The sequence below is a fragment of the Ideonella oryzae genome, from assembly GCF_024055665.1.
GTDB lineage: Bacteria > Pseudomonadota > Gammaproteobacteria > Burkholderiales > Burkholderiaceae_C > Ideonella > Ideonella oryzae.
Map to the genome: position 1 here is coordinate 34,076 of NZ_JAMXMC010000004.1, position 16,423 is coordinate 50,498.

Sequence of the window (16,423 nt, forward strand, 5' to 3'; positions counted from 1 at the left end):
TTCTTTCTGGAGCCTTATCCAACATGGCACGCACCATCCACTGTACCTACCTGAACAAGGACGCCGAGGGCCTGGACTTCGCGCCCTATCCCGGCGAACTGGGCAAGCGGATCTACGACAACATCAGCAAGGAAGCCTTCGAGCTGTGGAAGCGTCACCAGACCATGCTGGTGAACGAAAATCGCCTGAATCTGGCCGATGCCCGCGCCCGTCAGTATCTGGCCCGGCAGATGGAGCAATTCCTGTTTTCCGGCTCGGCGGACCAACCCACCGGCTTTGTGCCCCCGGCGGCCTGAGTTCAGGGGAACTTCGGCCACCCGATCGGTTCTCCTGATTTCAAGAGACTGTAAATAGGGGAGACTGGTAGCAATCGATAACCAGTGTCGATTGAAATCCCGGAAAAACCTCGGTTATCATCCAATCGCTCTCCCCGAGCCCTCAAGATTGGAGATAACCCGATGACGAACATTCAAGAACTGCTGGCCCAGAAGGCCGCGCTCGAAAAGCAGATTGCGGAGGCCCAGCGTGCCGCCCGTGCAGATGCGATTGCCAAGGTGAAGTCGCTGATGGCCGAATATGGCCTGACCGCCGCTGATCTGGCCGGCCGTGCACCGACAGCCCCCAAGGCCGAAGGCACCAAGAAAGTGGCAGCGAAGTACCGCGATCCGGCCACCAGCCAGACCTGGACCGGCCGTGGCCTGAAGCCCAAGTGGCTGCAAGCCGCTCTGGCCGAAGGCAAGTCGCTGAGCGATTTCGCCATCTGATCGTCATTTCCCAGCATCCGAGGCCCATGGGCCGGATCTGAGCAACACGGCAACGTACGGGGGACGCCGACAGGCGGTGCAAGCCGGAAACGATCCGAACCTCGCTTCTTACGATGCTTTCTCCGAAGGGGCAGTTCCGACTGCCCCTTTTTTGCGTCTGAACAGGCCCCACGCTCCGGCTGCACTAGACTGACGCCGTGATTCCCCACGGCTTTATCCAGGAACTGCTGTCCCGCGTCGACATCGTCGATGTGGTGGGCCGCCATGTCGAGCTCAAGAAGGCCGGCATCAACCACAAGGGCCTGTGCCCTTTCCACGGCGAGAAGTCGCCCAGCTTCATCGTCAGCCCCACACGGCAGACCTACCACTGCTTCGGCTGCGGCGTCCATGGCGATGCCATCCGCTTCCTGACCGAGTTGCATGGCATGAGCTTCGTCGAGGCGGTGCAGGATCTGGCCCAGCAGGTGGGCCTGCAGGTGCCCGAGGACGAGCGCAGTGCGGCGGAGCAGGCGGCCGCGGCCGAACAGCGCCAGCGTCAGCGGACCCTCAGTGAGGTGCTGGAGCGCGCCGCCCAGCACTATCGCCAGCATCTGAAGAGCTCGCAGCGGGCCATTGCCTACCTCAAGGGTCGCGGACTGAGCGGCGAGATTGCCCATCGTTTCGGCCTGGGCTATGCGCCAGACGGCTGGCACGGGCTGGCCAGCGCGTTTGCGCACTATGACGACCCGCTGCTGGTCGAATCCGGGCTGGTGATCCTGCAGGGGGAAGCCGGCGAGGAGCAGCGCCGCTACGACCGCTTCCGCGACCGCATCATGTTCCCCATCCGCAACGTCAAGGGCGAGACCATCGCCTTTGGCGGCCGGGTGCTAGACAAGGGCGAGCCCAAGTACCTGAACTCACCGGAAACCCCGGTGTTCGTGAAGGGGCGAGAACTCTATGGGCTGTACGAGGCCCGCAGCGGACTGCGGGACAAGGGCTACGCCCTGGTGACCGAGGGCTACATGGACGTGGTGGCCCTGGCCCAACTCGGCTTCCCGAACGCCGTGGCCACCTTGGGCACCGCCTGCACGGCCGACCATGTGCACAAGCTGCTGCGCTTCACCGAGCAGGTGGTGTTCAGCTTCGACGGCGATGCCGCTGGCCGCCGGGCAGCCGGCCGGGCTCTGGAGGCTGCCTTGCCCCACGCCAGCGACACCCGCAGCTTCCGTTTCCTCTTCCTGCCGCCGGAACACGATCCGGACAGCTATGTGCGCGCCTTTGGGCCCGAAGCCTTTGAGGGTCAGGTGCGCGACGCCGTGCCGCTGTCGCGCCAGTTGCTGGAGCACGCGGCGGCGGAGTGCGATCTGAACACGGCCGAGGGGCGTGCCCGCATGCTGGCCCAGGCCCGCCCCCTCTGGCTGGCCTTGCCGGAGGGCGCACTCAAGTCTCAGTTGCTGGGCGAACTGGCCCGGGCCGGCGGACTGCCCGTGGATGAGCTCGCAAGACTGTGGCAGGACGGAGGCGCCCGCCAGCGCCAGGGCGCCGCCCCCAACCCCGGCCCGACGGACGGTGCGACACCGGAGCGAGCGCCTTTCCGGCGCGGTGGCCGCTTTGGGCGGGAGGCCTCGACCGCCGGCAACGCCAGAAGCTTTGGCGGACGGCGTCAGCCCCCGAAGCGCCCGGAGGACCGCGCACTGCAGATGCTGTTTGGCCAGCCGGCCTGGTGGCTGGACCTGCCCACCCACGAGCAGGACCTGCTGCATGCCCTGCCGCCCCCCCATGGGCCGCTGGTGGCCTGGCTGGAACGTGACCTTGCAGAGCACGGCCCCCGCGCGTGGGCGGTCCTGCGGGAAGTGCTGGCCCAGGATCCGGCTTTCGACGACACCGCCCGCGCGATCGCCGACGGCGATGCCGACCCGGGCGCCACGCCCGAAGACCTGCGTCGCGCCTTGGACGTGCTGGTGGAGCGTGAGCTGGCCCGGGAAATGCAAACCCTGCTGTCCGAGGCCGCCCAGCACCCTGATCTGCTCAGCCGGTACCGAGAGCTGGATCGCCAATGGCGCGAGGTCAAACTCCGTCTGAGCCAGGCGGCCACGACCAGCTGAATCCACCCGAAGCCGGAATGGATTTGCCGGAGCAATGGGTATAATCCGAAAATTATCCTCGGCAAGAGGGACAGCAGCACCTCCGGTCCAGGCCGCCCGCGTCACGGGTTCCAATTTGGCCTAACTCTCCCGCAAGGGCTGCAATCGATCAGCGTCCCCGCGATCTTGCCTGTTCGGCTGGCGCCCCCATCTGGGTGGGTGCCCTTGCCTGCGCACGCCCTGCTGCTGCTCACTTTCGAATGAGTTCGCTTTGTCGTGCCGGGTGAATCGCCGGACCCGAGTCCGATTCATTCCTCAAGGATTTGCATGACCGCGAAGAAGACTGCCGCCAAGACTGCCACGCCCGACGCTGAAGGCGAAGAACTGCAGCCGGTGAAGCCCCGGGCCACGAAGGCCGCCGCCAAGGCCGCGGCCCCGGCTGCCGCGAGCGACGAAATCAAGCCCAAGCGGGGCCGCAAGCCCAAGGCTGAAACGACGGTGGCAGCCGCGTCCCCCAAGAAGAAGGCGGCCGGAGAGATCGACGAGGATCTCGGCGACATCGAGGCGGAACTGGAAGGCGAAGCCGAGCCCGAGACCGAGTCCACCGAAGTGGTCGAGGTCGAGATCGGCGAGGACAAGCCCAAGGCCAAGCCGCTGCGCATGAAGGTCAGCCGCGCCAAGGAGCGCGCGCTGATGCGCGAGTTCGGCCTGGACGAAACTGCCCTGACCGAAGAGGAAGTCGCCAAGCGCCGCCAGGAGCTCAAGACCCTCATCAAGATGGGCAAGACGCGTGGCTACCTCACGCACCAGGAAATCAACGACCACCTGCCTGAAAAGCTGGTCGAGAACGAGATCCTGGAAGCCATCGTGTCCATGTTGAACGACATGGGCATCGCGGTCTACGAGCAGGCGCCCGACGCCGCCACGCTGCTGATTGCCGGCGGCGCCACCTCCACCGCCACCGAAGAGGAAGCGGAAGAAGCCGCGGAAGCCGCGCTGTCCACCGTCGATTCGGAATTCGGCCGCACGACCGACCCGGTGCGCATGTACATGCGCGAGATGGGCTCGGTCGAGCTGCTGACCCGCGAAGGCGAAATCGAGATCGCCAAGCGCATCGAAGGCGGCCTGCAGGCCATGATGCTCGCGATCTCGGCCTCGCCCACCACCATTGCCGAGATCCTGGGCATGGCCGACAAGATAGCGGCCGGTGAGATGCAGATCTCCGAAGCCGTCGATGGCTTTGTCGCCGAAGACGAGGCCGACGACTACGTGGCCGAGGAAGACTTCGACGAGTTCGACGAGGACGACGACGACGACGGCAACGGTGGCTCCAAGGCCCTGACCAAGAAGCTCGAGGAGCTGAAGCTCGCGGCCCTGGAGAAGTTCGGTCACCTGCGCACCCACTTCGACAAGATGCGCAAGGCCTTCGAGAAGGAAGGCTACAAGTCGGCGTCCTACGACAAGGCCCAGCAGGCCATCAGCGACGAGCTGATGACCATCCGCTTCACGGTCAAGACCATCGAGAAGCTGTGCGACATCCTGCGTTCGCAGGTCGATGACGTGCGCCGCTACGAACGCGAGATCCGCAAGATCGTGGTGGACAAGTGCGGCATGCCGCAGGAGCACTTCATCAAGACCTTCCCGCCCAATGTGCTGAACCTGAAGTGGTCCGACAAGGAAGCCACCGCCGGCAAGCCCTACAGCGCCGTGCTGAGCCGCAACCTGCCCGCCGTGCAGGAACTGCAGCAGAAGCTGATTGATCTGCAGGCCCGCGCGGTGGTGCCCATCGAGGACCTCAAGGAGATCAACCGGCGCATGAACGAGGGCGAGAAGGCCTCGCGCGACGCCAAGAAGGAGATGATCGAGGCCAACCTGCGTCTCGTGATCTCCATCGCCAAGAAGTACACCAACCGCGGCCTGCAGTTCCTGGACCTGATCCAGGAAGGCAACATCGGCCTGATGAAGGCGGTGGACAAGTTCGAATACCGCCGCGGCTACAAGTTCTCCACCTACGCCACGTGGTGGATCCGTCAGGCCATCACCCGCTCGATCGCCGACCAGGCGCGCACCATCCGCATCCCGGTGCACATGATCGAGACGATCAACAAGATGAACCGCATCTCGCGCCAGCACCTGCAGGAGTTCGGCTACGAGCCGGACGCGCCGACGCTGGCCGAGAAGATGGAGATGCCCGAGGACAAGATCCGCAAGATCATGAAGATCGCCAAGGAGCCGATCTCCATGGAAACGCCGATCGGTGACGACGACGACAGCCACCTGGGCGACTTCATCGAGGACACGAACAACGTGGCCCCGGTGGAAGCCGCGATGCAGGCCGGCCTGCGCGACGTGGTCAAGGACATCCTCGACAGCCTGACCCCGCGCGAGGCCAAGGTGCTGCGCATGCGCTTCGGCATCGAAATGTCCACCGACCACACGCTGGAAGAGGTGGGTAAGCAGTTCGACGTCACCCGCGAACGCATCCGCCAGATCGAGGCCAAGGCCATCCGCAAGCTCAAGCACCCGAGCCGCTCGGACAAGCTGCGGACCTACCTCGACAACATCTGACCGGGGTCTGCACGTGTGCCGGGCAGCGCGCTAAACTGCCCGGCACATGGCGACCATCAAGCGCAGAACCGTTCTTTTTGCCGACTTCCGCGGCAGCACGGCCCTGTATGAGGCCCTGGGCAACGCCCAGGCCAGTTCGGTGGTTTCCGAACTGATGCGCCCGCTGGTGCGCTGCATTCCGGCCTGTGGTGGGCAGCTGGTCAAGACCCTGGGGGACGGCCTGATGGCCGTCTTTCCCAACAGCCCGGACGCCGTGGTCGCCGCGGTACAGATGCAGGAAGAACTCGAGCGCCGGCCTCCCCGCGCCCTCGATGAGGGCCGCACCGGACGGCCGCACCTGCAGGTGGCCATTACCGCAGGCGAGGTGGTGGAAATGGGCGGTGACTGTTTTGGCGATGCGGTCAACGTGGCTGCCCGCTTGCTGGAGCACGCCGGGGACGGCGAGCTCCTGGTCAGCCGTGACGTCCATGACGAACTGGCCTGGGAGGCCCGTTCCCGCTTCCGTCGCCTGGACCGCGTGCATCTGCGCGGTCGCAACGAACCGGTGGAGATCTTCCAGTTCAGTCGCCAGACGGGCATGGACACCCAGGTCACCCAGCTCGAGGAGGCGGCCGATCCGGCCGAGGTCCAGGGTCTGGAGCTGGTCTGGGCCGGAGGCGTGCACACCTACCACCGGGACGAATTGCCTCTGGTGCTGGGACGGGCGGCCGGAGCCAACCTGATCGTCGACGATGTCCGCGTCTCCCGCAGTCATGCCCGGATCGAACTCCAGGGGGGAGCCCTGCAGCTCACCGACCTCAGCATCAACGGCACCTTCGTGCGCTTTGCCGGTGAGGACGAAGTGATCAGCCTGCGCCGTGGCAGTTGCACTCTGCACGGCCGCGGCCAGATCGGCCTGGGAAGCCCTCCCAACGACCCGACCGCACCCGTGGTGTCCTTCGATCTGCTGAACGTGCCCCCTGAGCGCATCGAGACCCTGCCCCTGTTCAACTGACCGGGCCGCCCTGCTTCAGGACGGCCGATGACCGCCCCGCCATGAGCCCCTCCACCACGCCCGCCTTCCAGCACGGACAGCCGGCACCGATCGGCATCCTGCTGGTCAACCTCGGCACCCCTGACGCTCCCACCGCCGACGCCGTGCGGCGCTATCTGGCGCAGTTCCTCAGTGACCCCCGGGTGGTCGAGATCCCCAAGTTGCTCTGGATGCCCATCCTGCACGGCATCATCCTGCGGGTGCGCCCGGCCAAATCGGCCCGCAAGTACGCCACCGTCTGGACCCCCGAGGGCTCGCCCCTGCTGGTTTGGACGCGCAGGCAGGCAGCGGCGCTGCAAACCCGGCTGGCCCAGGCCCACCCCGGCAGCCAGGTGCTGGTCGAGCCCGCCATGCGCTACGGCCAGCCTTCAGTGGACCAGGGTCTGGACCGCCTCACGGCGGCCGGTGCTCGGCGCATCCTGGTGCTGCCCGCCTACCCGCAGTATTCCGGCGCCACCACCGGCAGTGCCTTCGACGCCGTGGCCGCCTGGGGCCAGGCCAGCCGCTGGGTGCCCGAGCTGCGCTTTGTCGATCAGTACCACGACGATCCGGCCTACATCCAGGCCCTGGCCACGAGCATCCGGAGCCAGTGGGCCACGCTGGGCGAGCCGGACGTGCTGATGACCAGCTTCCACGGCATGCCCGAACGCACCCTGCACCTGGGCGACCCTTACCACTGCCAGTGCCACAAGACGGCCCGGCTGCTGGCCGAGGCCCTGGGCTGGCCGCGCGAGCGCCTGCGGGTGACCTTCCAGAGCCGCTTTGGCAAGGCCAAGTGGCTGGAGCCGGCCACGGAACCCACGCTGGAAGCGCTGGCGCGCGAGGGCCTGCACCATGTGCAGGTGGTCTGCCCTGGCTTCTCGGCCGACTGCCTGGAGACCCTGGAGGAAATTGCCCAGGAGGGGCGCGCCGCCTTCCTGGCCGCAGGCGGCCAGACCTTCCACTACCTGCCCTGCCTGAACGACAGCGACGAAGGCATGGCCGCCCTGCTGGCCGTGGCCGAGCGCCATCTGGCCGGCTGGACGATGACACCGGTCACGGACGCCGAGCGGGAGGCCAGCCGCCAGCGTGCCCTGGCGCTGGGAGCAGCGCAATGACCCCGACAGCCCCTGCTCCCGGGACTCGCCATGGCTGATCCTCGGCCCGAACTGACCGGCGTGCGGCTGGACAAGTGGCTGTGGGCCGCGCGCTTTTTCAAGACGCGCGCGCTGGCGGTCGAAGCCATCGGCAAGAACCGGGTGGAGGTGAACGCCCAGCCCGCCAAGCCCGCCCGGGAAGTTCGCCTGGGCGACACCCTGCTGCTGCGCGAGCCCGGCATGCCGCCGCGCGAGGTACGGGTGCTGGGGCTCAGCCAGGTGCGCGGGCCGGCGCCAGTGGCGCAACAGCTCTACGAGGAAACCGCCAGCAGCCTGTCGGCCCGCGAAGCCGCCCGCGAGGCGCGCCGCCAGGGCGTCGAGCCCGCTCAGACCCTCACCCAGGGCCGCCCCACCAAGCGGGACCGACGCCAGTTGAGCGACTGGAACCGCTGGAGTGCCGGCCTGGAAGACGAGCCAAGCTGAAAATATTTCTGCCGGTAGGGTCTTGAAATGGCCCAGGACACCCCCAGGTTGCGGGCAGTCCCGACCTTTTCAAACCCACCATGACCCAGAACGAGACGACACCCGAGCCCCAGGCCCCCGACACCGCCGCCGCCCCCGAAGCGCTTTCCCCGGAAGCCCGGCTGGCGGAATTGGAAGCCAAGCACACCGAGATGTCGGATGCCTACCTGCGCGCCAAGGCCGAGGCCGAGAACGTCCGCCGCCGCAGCGAGGAGGAGATCTCCAAGGCCCGCAAATTCGCGGTGGAATCATTCGCCGAGAGCCTGCTGCCGGTGAAGGACAGCCTGGAGGCCGCCATCGCCATGCCGGACGCCCCGGTGGACAAGGTGCTCGAAGGCGTGCATGCCACCCTGCGCCAGCTGGCCTCGGCCCTGGAGCGCAACAAGGTGCTGGAAGTGAATCCGCCGGCCGGCACCCGCTTCGACCCCCACCAGCACCAAGCCATCAGCATGGTGCCCGCCGAGCAGGAAGCCAACACGGTCGTCGCCGTGCTGCAGAAGGGCTACCTGATCGCCGATCGCGTGCTGCGCCCCGCCCTGGTGACGGTGGCCGCGCCAAAGTAAGCACAACCCCACGAATCCCGGCCTCCGGCGCCTTGAAATGCCGGCCGCCACCCGCAATTGCCGGTCAACCGGAAACGAATTCAGGAGAAACACACATGGGCAAGATCATTGGCATCGACCTGGGCACCACCAACTCGTGCGTGGCCATCATGGAAGGCAACTCGACCAAAGTGATCGAGAACTCCGAGGGTGCGCGCACCACGCCGTCCATCATCGCCTACCAGGAAGACGGTGAGGTGCTGGTCGGCGCCTCGGCCAAGCGCCAGGCCGTGACCAACCCGAAGAACACGCTGTACGCCGTCAAGCGCCTGATCGGCCGCAAGTTCGTCGAGAAGGAAGTCCAGAAGGACATCAACCTGATGCCCTACACCATCGCGGCCGCCGACAACGGCGACGCGTGGGTGGAAGTGCGCGGTAAGAAGATGGCCCCCCCGCAGGTCAGCGCCGAAGTGCTGCGCAAGATGAAGAAGACCGCCGAGGACTACCTGGGCGAAGCTGTGACCGAAGCCGTGATCACGGTGCCGGCCTACTTCAACGACGCCCAGCGTCAGGCCACCAAGGACGCCGGCCGCATCGCCGGCCTGGAAGTCAAGCGCATCATCAACGAGCCCACCGCCGCGGCACTGGCCTTCGGCCTGGACAAGGGCGGCAAGGGCGGCAAGGGCGACCGCAAGATCGCCGTCTATGACCTGGGCGGCGGCACCTTCGACATCTCGATCATCGAGATCGCCGACGTCGATGGCGAAATGCAGTTCGAGGTGCTGTCGACCAACGGCGACACCTTCCTGGGTGGCGAAGACTTCGACCAACGCATCATCGACTACATCATCGGTGAGTTCAAGAAGGAATCCGGCGTCGACCTGACCAAGGACGTGCTGGCCCTGCAACGCCTGAAGGAAGCCGCCGAAAAGGCCAAGATCGAACTGTCGAACTCCTCGCAGACCGACGTCAACCTGCCGTACATCACGGCCGACGCCACCGGCCCGAAGCACCTGAACGTCAAGCTGACCCGCGCCAAGCTGGAAAGCCTGGTCGAAGAACTGATCGAGCGCACCATCGACCCCTGCCGCACGGCCATCAAGGACGCGGGCGTGAAGGTCTCCGAGATTGACGACGTCATCCTGGTCGGCGGCATGAGCCGCATGCCCAAGGTGCAGGACAAGGTCAAGGAGTTCTTCGGCAAGGAACCGCGCAAGGACGTGAACCCCGACGAGGCCGTGGCCGTCGGCGCCGCCATCCAGGGCCAGGTGCTCTCGGGTGAGCGCAAGGACGTGCTGCTGCTGGACGTCACCCCGCTGTCCCTGGGCATCGAGACCCTGGGTGGCGTGATGACCAAGATGATCAAGAAGAACACCACGATCCCGACCAAGTTCTCGCAGGTGTTCTCGACCGCTGACGACAACCAGCCGGCCGTGACCATCAAGGTCTTCCAGGGCGAGCGCGAGATGGCTTCGGCCAACAAGAGCTTGGGCGAGTTCAACCTGGAAGGCATCGCTCCGGCACCGCGTGGCCTGCCCCAGATCGAGGTGACCTTCGACATCGACGCCAACGGTATCCTGCACGTGAGCGCCAAGGACAAGGGCACGGGCAAGGAAAACAAGATCACCATCAAGGCGAACTCGGGTCTGACCGAGGACGAGATCCAGAAGATGGTGAAGGACGCCGAGCTCAACGCCGCCGAGGACGCGAAGAAGCTGGAGGTCATCCAGGCCCGCAACCAGGCCGACGCGATGGTCCACTCCGTCAAGAAGAGCCTGGCCGAGTACGGCGACAAGTTGGACGCCGGCGAGAAAGAGAAGATCGAGGCCGCCCTGAAGGATGCCGAGGAAGCGCTCAAGAGCGACGACAAGGCGACCATCGAGGCCAAGACCGAGGCCCTGATGACCGCCAGCCAGAAGCTGGGCGAAAAGATGTACGCCGACCAGCAGGCGGCCCAGGCCGCAGCCGGTGGCGATGCCGCCGGCGCTCAGCCGGGTGGCGAAGCACCCAAGGCCAACGCGGACGACGTGGTCGACGCCGAGTTCAAGGAAGTCAAGAAGTGATCGGCACGGTCGGGCACAGCGGCCCGGCCCTGTGTCGCGCCGCGCTTGGCGCGCAGCTTGCTGCTGCGCACCGGTGCGGCGTCTCCATTTCAACGCGTTGAGTTCCGTTCATGGCAAAGCGTGATTACTACGAAGTCCTGGGGCTGGCCAAAGGCGCCTCCGAGGACGAGATCAAGAAGGCCTACCGCAAGCTGGCCATGAAGCACCACCCCGACCGCAACCAGGGGGACGATGCCAAGGCGGCCGAGGAGAAGTTCAAGGAGGTCAAGGAGGCCTACGAGATCCTCTCCGACGAGCAGAAGCGCGCGGCCTACGACCAGTACGGCCACGCCGGCGTGGATCCCAATGCCGGCGGTTTCCGCGGTGGCCCGGGGGCAGAAGGCTTTGGTGGCTTCGCGGAGGCGTTCGGCGACATCTTCGGCGACATCTTCGGCGGTGGTGGCGCCGGCGGCGGCGGTCGCCGCGGGGGCCAGCAGGTCTACCGTGGCAACGACCTGAGCTACGCGATGGAGATCACGCTGGAGGAAGCAGCCAACGGCAAGGACACGCAGATCCGCGTGCCCAGCTGGGACAGCTGCGAAACCTGCGGCGGCACGGGCGCCAAGCCCGGCACCAAGGCGAAGACCTGTGGCACCTGCGGTGGCTCCGGCACGGTGCACATGCGCCAGGGCTTCTTCAGCGTGCAGCAGAGCTGCCCGCACTGCCACGGCACCGGCAAGATCATTCCCGAGCCCTGCACCAGCTGCAACGGCGCCGGCAAGATCAAGCGCCAGAAGACGCTGGAGGTGAAGATCCCGGCGGGCATCAACGAGGGCATGCGCATCCGCTCCGCCGGCAACGGCGAACCTGGCAGCAACGGTGGCCCCCCCGGGGACCTGTACATCGAGATCCGCATCAAGCCGCACGACATCTTCGAGCGCGACGGCGACGACCTGCACTGCACCATTCCGGTGTCAGTGACCACGGCGGCGCTGGGCGGCTCGGTGGAAGTGCCCACCCTGTCCAGCACGCTGGAGATCGAGCTGCCGGAAGGCACGCAGCACGGCAAGACCTTCCGTCTGCGGGGCAAGGGCATCAAGGGCATCCGCTCGTCCTACCCGGGCGACCTGTACTGCCACATCACGCTGGAGACCCCGGTCAAGCTGACGGAACACCAGCGCAAGCTGCTCAAGGAACTGGACGAGTCGCTCAAGAAGGGCGGCGACAAGCACTCCCCCAACAGCAAGAGCTGGACGGACCGGGTGAAGGACCTGTTCAAGTGAGGACCCAAGCGCTCCTCTGAGCACAACACCGCCCTCCGCCAGGGACACCTCTCACGGTGTCCCTTTTGTTTTCAGCTGCGGCGGTGGCAAAGGGATGCCTGCCGATTCAAAACAGAGCCATCTGGGAGGTCGAGCCAGGTGCGCCTTGGCCCTTGTTCGAAGCCACGGTCGGTTGGAAATGCGTGTCGTCCAGCGGCATGCGTTGCTGCTTCAAGCCATGGCGACGGCAGGCGGCCGCAAACCGCTGCCGCATCATCTCGGCCCAGATCCCCTCACCCCGCATGCGGTGGCCAAACCGCGCGTCGTTGACCTTGCCGCCGCGCATGTCCCGCAGCCGGGCCATGACACGGCTCGTGCGCTCGGGAAAATAACTGCCCAGCCATTGTTCGAACAGCGGCGCTACCTCCCAAGGCAGGCGCAAGGGGATGCTGAAACCGGTGCTCGCACCGGCCGTGGCCGCGGCCGCGACAATGCGCTCGATGTCGGGCTCGTTGAGGAAGGGAATCACAGGCGAGACGCTCACCCCCACAGGAATGCCCGCCTGGGCCAGGGCCGCCATGGCCTCCAGGCGCCTGTGCGGACTGGCCGCCCGCGGTTCCAGGATCCGTGCCAATGCAGGGTCCAGCGTGGTCACCGACAGATACACCGCCACCAAGCCTTGCGCCGCCAGCGGTGCCAGCAGATCGATGTCCCGCAGGATGCCGGCCGACTTGGTGATGATGGAGAAGGGGTGCCGGAACTCGGCGAGCACCTCGATCAACGCCCGGGTGATCCGCAGCTGACGTTCTGCGGGTTGGTAGGCGTCGGTCACGGACCCGATGTTCAAGGCCACAGGCCGATAGCCAGGCTTGCTCAGGGCCTGCCTCAGACGCTCCGCGGCATTGACCTTGCCCACGATGTGGGTCTCAAAATCCAGCCCCGGCGAGAGGCCCAGGTAGCTGTGGGTTGGGCGGGCATAGCAGTAGATGCAGCCATGCTCACAGCCCCGATAAGGGTTGATCGACAAATCGAACCCAACATCGGGGGAATTGTTGCGGCTGAGGATGGAGCGGACCTGCTCCTCGACGATCACCGTGGCGGGAAGTGCTGCGTCTTCGATCCGCTGATGGTCGTCCTCGAGGCCTCCCCAACCGTCATCCGCCTCCTGGCGCGTCAGGTCATCGAAGCGCGTCTGGATACGCCACACCGTGCCGCGGCCCTTCTGGGCCACTGGCGCGGCAACGGGGGGACGAGCGCGGGTGGATGACATACTGTATTTTTATACAGTATTCTACCCCCACCAGCTCGTGGCCCCTCTGCGCCAGGGGGCTTCAGTACTCGCCGTAGTTGGCTTCGGGGGCCAGATTGTCGAACTTGGTCGACTGCTTCAGGAAGGCCAGCCTCACCGTGCCCACCGGGCCGTTACGCTGCTTGCCGATGATGATCTCGGCCACACCCGGCTCTTTCGATTCCTTGTTGTAGTAATCGTCGCGGTAGATGAACATGATCACGTCCGCATCCTGCTCGATGGCGCCGGATTCGCGCAGGTCGGACATCATGGGGCGCTTGTCGGTGCGTGTTTCCACGCTGCGGTTGAGCTGCGACAGCGCGATCACCGGGCAGTGCAGTTCCTTGGCCAGGGCCTTCAGGCTCCGGGAGATTTCCGACAGCTCGGTGGCCCGGTTCTCGCCCGCGGAGGCATTGCTGCCGCTCATCAGCTGCAGGTAATCGATGACGATCAGGCCCAGCTTGCCGCATTGGCGGGCTTGGCGGCGGGCCCGGGCCCGCAACTCGGCAGGGTTCAGGCCAGGCGTTTCGTCGATGAACACCGCGGCCTTGGACAGACGGTCCACCGCTTCCGTCAAGCGCGCCCACTCGTCGTCCTTCAGCGCACCGGTGCGCAGATGCTGCTGGTCGATCCGGCCCAACGAACCCACCAGGCGCAGCGCCAGCTGGTTGGCGCCCATTTCCATCGAGAACACCACCACGGGCAGGCCTTCGTTGACCGCCACGTTCTCGGCAATGTTGAGCGCAAAGGCGGTCTTGCCCATGGAGGGACGGGCCGCCAGGATGATCAGGTCGCCCCCCTGCAGGCCCGCGGTCATGCGGTCCATGTCGTAGAAGCCGGTTCGCACCCCGGTGACTTCCTCGGCCCCGTTCTCGGCCAGTTCGGTCACCCGGTCGATCAGGTCCATGACCAGCTTGTCCATGCTGTGGAAACCGACCTGGGTGCGCTGTCCTTCTTCAGCGATCTTGAAGATCTTGGTCTCGGCCTCGTCCAGGATCTGCGAGGCCGCCTTGCCCTGCGGATTGAAAGCCTGGGTCGCCACCTCGTCGGACACCGCGATGAGCTTGCGCAGCACGGCACGCTCACGCACGATCTCCGCGTAACGGCGCATGTTGGCCGCGCTGGGCACGCTCTGCGCCAGGGCGTTGAGGTAGTTCAGGCCCCCGCATTCCTCGGCCTTGCCCAGAGCCTGCAGCTGCTCGAACACCGTGATCACATCGGCCGGCTTGCTCGCCCCGATCAAGGTGCCGATGGCACCGAAGATCATCCGGTGCTCGTAGCGGTAGAAGTCGCCCTCGCCCAGCACATCGGCCGCCCGGTCCCAGGCGCCGTTGTCCAGCAGCAGGCCGCCCAGCACACTCTGCTCGGCCTCGTTCGAGTGCGGAGGCACCCGCAGCTTGGCCACCTCCTCGTCGCGAGGGCCGGCCTGGGGATCGTGGGCATCGAAGATCGTGGGCATCGTCAAATCATACGGGGAGGCCGGCATTTCCCGTTGTGCACAAGCCTGTGGATTTCGCGGGGACAGCCGGTGGATGGGCTGTGGATGCTGGCAAAAGAAAAGGGCCGGTCAAGACCGGCCCTCTCGGATGGCTGCAGAAGCGGATTACTCGGCTTCGGGAACCACCTTCACGGTGATGTCGACCACCACATCGGTGTGGGCGGCGACGCTGACCGGGAATTCGCCCACGGCCTTGAGCGGACCGTGCGGCATGCGCACCTGGGCCTTGGGGATCTCAAAACCGATCTTGCCCAGGGCTTCAGCGACGTCGTGGTTGGTGACCGAGCCGAACAGGCGGCCGTCCACGCCGGCCTTCTGGGCGACGGTGACGGTCAGGCCAGCCAGCTTTTCGCCAACGGCTTGAGCGGCGGTCAGCTTTTCAGCGGCGACCTTTTCCAGTTCGGCACGACGGGCCTCGAATTCCTTGATCGCGACTTCCGTGGCGCGACGGGCGCGCTTGGTCGGGATCAGGAAGTTGCGGGCGTAGCCGTCCTTGACCTTGACGATATCGCCCAGGTTGCCCAGGTTGGCCACCTTTTCCAGCAGGATGATTTGCATGGTGGGCTCCTATCAGACCTTGTGTTGGTCGCTGTACGGCAGCATCGCCAGGAAGCGCGAGCGCTTGATGGCGTTGGTCAGCTGGCGCTGGAAGAAGGCACGGGTGCCGGTCAGGCGGGCCGGCGTGATCTTGCCGTTCTCACCGATGAAATCGCGCAGCAGATCCACATCCTTGTAGTCGATGTGCTTGACGCCAGCGACGGTGAAGCGGCAGAACTTCTTGCGGCGGAACAGCAGCGACTGCTGGTTGCGCTTGGGACGGCGGTCCTTCGAAAAACGAGACTTGGGCGGGGGCATACGATGACCTCTGAATTGTCTATCCGGGTTGCACGTCAGGTTCTTCAGTGGCGATGCTGGTCACGTGGAACACCACCCCCTTGCCATTGCGCGAGGGTGCCAGGAAACCGGCAAACTGGGCCGGGTTCCCCAGCACCAGCGCCTGCGCTGGTCGGGTGATGTCTCCGATGGCCACCGCTCGGATCTGCAGAGAGACCTTGCGGAGCTGGCCGTTCTGGGTGACCTCCGAATCCGACTGCAGAGTCAGATCCAGGGCCGGCAGACCGGCGGGGGTGTAACGCATCGCACCGCGTTCGACCACGTGGGCTGCAAGAACCAGTCGGTTCATGGCAGATGGCGTGGCCGGACCGAACCTGTCAGGTTCAGGCGGCGGTTTCCTGGGCTGCCTTGCGGGCTTCTTCCTTCTCGACCGACTTCATCATGACGGACGGGGCGGTTTCGGCCTGGTCCATCTTGACGGTCAGGTGACGCAGCACGGCGTCGTTGAAGCGGAAGCCGGTTTCCAGCTCGACCAGCACTTCCTTCGAGCACTCGATGTTCAGGCACAGGTAGTGCGCCTTGGCGAGCTTCTGGATCATGTAGGCCAGCTGACGGCGGCCCCAGTCTTCCACACGATGGACCTTGCCACCACCCGCGGTGATCAGGCCCTTGTAACGCTCCAGCATGGCCGGAACCTGTTCGCTTTGATCCGGATGGATCAGCAGAACGATCTCATAGTGACGCATGAAAACTCCTTGTGGTTTCCTGGGCCCCTGGGTGCCCCCGAGAAACCGGGGAAAGGGGCGGAAGCTGCCTGGGAGCGTCGATGAACCCATGACAGCAAGGGGGAGCCGATGATTATGGCACAAATGAAACAGGCCGGGCTAACCCGGCCTGCAAAGCATCTCCGGGGCGCTCAGGCCCCCAGAGG

General features: G+C 65.7%; 16 protein-coding genes. 10 read left to right on the forward strand and 6 right to left on the reverse strand.

All coding sequences use genetic code 11. From position 1 onward, the window contains the following. Nucleotides 1-23 precede the first annotated feature (23 nt). The 10 genes from M0L44_RS07015 to dnaJ all read left to right on the forward strand — a co-directional run bounded on the left by M0L44_RS07015 (nt 24) and on the right by dnaJ (nt 11,893). Complete coding sequence (locus M0L44_RS07015) at nt 24-296, forward strand: oxidative damage protection protein (RefSeq protein ID WP_252768941.1); 273 nt, start codon at nt 24-26, stop codon at nt 294-296. A 162-nt stretch (nt 297-458) separates the two neighbouring features. After that, nucleotides 459-764 (forward strand): H-NS histone family protein, encoded by a 306-nt coding sequence (locus M0L44_RS07020; protein WP_252768942.1) that lies wholly within the window; start codon nt 459-461, stop codon nt 762-764. A gap of 197 nt (nt 765-961) precedes the next feature. Further along, nucleotides 962-2,848, forward strand: coding sequence for a DNA primase (dnaG, locus tag M0L44_RS07025; RefSeq protein ID WP_252768943.1), 1,887 nt, complete (start codon nt 962-964; stop codon nt 2,846-2,848). Nucleotides 2,849-3,154: 306 nt separating this feature from the next. Further along, a complete protein-coding gene (gene rpoD, locus M0L44_RS07030; protein ID WP_252768944.1) occupies nt 3,155-5,395 on the forward strand; it encodes an RNA polymerase sigma factor RpoD in 2,241 nt (746 codons plus the stop codon). Nucleotides 5,396-5,441: 46 nt separating this feature from the next. Beyond that, complete coding sequence (locus tag M0L44_RS07035; protein ID WP_252768945.1) at nt 5,442-6,389, forward strand: adenylate/guanylate cyclase domain-containing protein; 948 nt, start codon at nt 5,442-5,444, stop codon at nt 6,387-6,389. Between the two features lie 41 nt (nt 6,390-6,430). Next, a complete protein-coding gene (gene hemH / locus M0L44_RS07040) occupies nt 6,431-7,525 on the forward strand; it encodes a ferrochelatase (protein WP_252768946.1) in 1,095 nt (364 codons plus the stop codon). Between the two features lie 30 nt (nt 7,526-7,555). After that, nucleotides 7,556-7,987 (forward strand): RNA-binding S4 domain-containing protein, encoded by a 432-nt coding sequence (locus M0L44_RS07045; protein WP_252768947.1) that lies wholly within the window; start codon nt 7,556-7,558, stop codon nt 7,985-7,987. An 80-nt stretch (nt 7,988-8,067) separates the two neighbouring features. Next, nucleotides 8,068-8,589 carry a nucleotide exchange factor GrpE gene (gene grpE, locus M0L44_RS07050; RefSeq protein ID WP_252768948.1) on the forward strand — a complete coding sequence of 174 codons (522 nt, stop codon included), beginning with the start codon at nt 8,068-8,070 and terminating at the stop codon, nt 8,587-8,589. 95 nt (nt 8,590-8,684) lie between these two features. Further along, on the forward strand, nt 8,685-10,631 hold the full coding sequence (gene dnaK, locus M0L44_RS07055) for a molecular chaperone DnaK (RefSeq protein ID WP_252768949.1): 1,947 nt from the start codon (nt 8,685-8,687) through the stop codon (nt 10,629-10,631). 110 nt (nt 10,632-10,741) lie between these two features. Then, entirely contained in the window at nt 10,742-11,893 is a 1,152-nt protein-coding gene (gene dnaJ / locus M0L44_RS07060; RefSeq protein WP_252768950.1) for a molecular chaperone DnaJ, read from the forward strand. 106 nt (nt 11,894-11,999) lie between these two features. Here dnaJ and M0L44_RS07065 read toward each other — a convergent pair whose 3' ends face one another. The 6 genes from M0L44_RS07065 to rpsF all read right to left on the reverse strand — a co-directional run bounded on the left by M0L44_RS07065 (nt 12,000) and on the right by rpsF (nt 16,238). Next, nucleotides 12,000-13,142: a PA0069 family radical SAM protein gene (locus tag M0L44_RS07065; RefSeq protein WP_252768951.1), complete on the reverse strand. Its 1,143-nt coding sequence runs from the start codon at nt 13,140-13,142 to the stop codon at nt 12,000-12,002. A 61-nt stretch (nt 13,143-13,203) separates the two neighbouring features. Next, nucleotides 13,204-14,619 (reverse strand): replicative DNA helicase, encoded by a 1,416-nt coding sequence (gene dnaB / locus M0L44_RS07070; protein ID WP_252768952.1) that lies wholly within the window; start codon nt 14,617-14,619, stop codon nt 13,204-13,206. Nucleotides 14,620-14,763: 144 nt separating this feature from the next. Continuing rightward, entirely contained in the window at nt 14,764-15,216 is a 453-nt protein-coding gene (rplI, locus tag M0L44_RS07075) for a 50S ribosomal protein L9 (RefSeq protein WP_252768953.1), read from the reverse strand. A gap of 12 nt (nt 15,217-15,228) precedes the next feature. Further along, the gene (rpsR, locus tag M0L44_RS07080) at nt 15,229-15,513 is read right to left on the reverse strand and encodes a 30S ribosomal protein S18 (RefSeq protein WP_151124730.1); all 285 of its coding nucleotides are present in this window, start codon (nt 15,511-15,513) and stop codon (nt 15,229-15,231) included. Between the two features lie 19 nt (nt 15,514-15,532). Then, nucleotides 15,533-15,841 carry a primosomal replication protein N gene (gene priB / locus M0L44_RS07085; RefSeq protein WP_252768954.1) on the reverse strand — a complete coding sequence of 103 codons (309 nt, stop codon included), beginning with the start codon at nt 15,839-15,841 and terminating at the stop codon, nt 15,533-15,535. Between the two features lie 34 nt (nt 15,842-15,875). Then, nucleotides 15,876-16,238, reverse strand: a complete 363-nt coding sequence (gene rpsF, locus M0L44_RS07090; protein WP_252768955.1) for a 30S ribosomal protein S6 — start codon at nt 16,236-16,238, stop codon at nt 15,876-15,878. Between the last annotated feature and the right edge of the window lie 185 nt (nt 16,239-16,423).

Excerpts from the sequence above, each read along its gene's own strand:
- rpoD (WP_252768944.1), top strand. The coding sequence starts at position 3,155 with ATGACCGCGAAGAAGACTGCCGCCAAGACTGCCACGCCCGACGCTGAA.
- M0L44_RS07045 (WP_252768947.1), top strand. The coding sequence starts at position 7,556 with ATGGCTGATCCTCGGCCCGAACTGACCGGCGTGCGGCTGGACAAGTGG.
- rplI (WP_252768953.1), bottom strand. The coding sequence starts at position 15,216 with ATGCAAATCATCCTGCTGGAAAAGGTGGCCAACCTGGGCAACCTGGGC.
- dnaB (WP_252768952.1), bottom strand. The coding sequence starts at position 14,619 with ATGCCCACGATCTTCGATGCCCACGATCCCCAGGCCGGCCCTCGCGAC.
- M0L44_RS07015 (WP_252768941.1), top strand. The coding sequence starts at position 24 with ATGGCACGCACCATCCACTGTACCTACCTGAACAAGGACGCCGAGGGC.
- M0L44_RS07035 (WP_252768945.1), top strand. The coding sequence starts at position 5,442 with ATGGCGACCATCAAGCGCAGAACCGTTCTTTTTGCCGACTTCCGCGGC.
- rpsR (WP_151124730.1), bottom strand. The coding sequence starts at position 15,513 with ATGCCCCCGCCCAAGTCTCGTTTTTCGAAGGACCGCCGTCCCAAGCGC.
- grpE (WP_252768948.1), top strand. The coding sequence starts at position 8,068 with ATGACCCAGAACGAGACGACACCCGAGCCCCAGGCCCCCGACACCGCC.
- dnaK (WP_252768949.1), top strand. The coding sequence starts at position 8,685 with ATGGGCAAGATCATTGGCATCGACCTGGGCACCACCAACTCGTGCGTG.
- rpsF (WP_252768955.1), bottom strand. The coding sequence starts at position 16,238 with ATGCGTCACTATGAGATCGTTCTGCTGATCCATCCGGATCAAAGCGAA.
- M0L44_RS07065 (WP_252768951.1), bottom strand. The coding sequence starts at position 13,142 with ATGTCATCCACCCGCGCTCGTCCCCCCGTTGCCGCGCCAGTGGCCCAG.
- M0L44_RS07020 (WP_252768942.1), top strand. The coding sequence starts at position 459 with ATGACGAACATTCAAGAACTGCTGGCCCAGAAGGCCGCGCTCGAAAAG.
- dnaJ (WP_252768950.1), top strand. The coding sequence starts at position 10,742 with ATGGCAAAGCGTGATTACTACGAAGTCCTGGGGCTGGCCAAAGGCGCC.
- hemH (WP_252768946.1), top strand. The coding sequence starts at position 6,431 with ATGAGCCCCTCCACCACGCCCGCCTTCCAGCACGGACAGCCGGCACCG.
- priB (WP_252768954.1), bottom strand. The coding sequence starts at position 15,841 with ATGAACCGACTGGTTCTTGCAGCCCACGTGGTCGAACGCGGTGCGATG.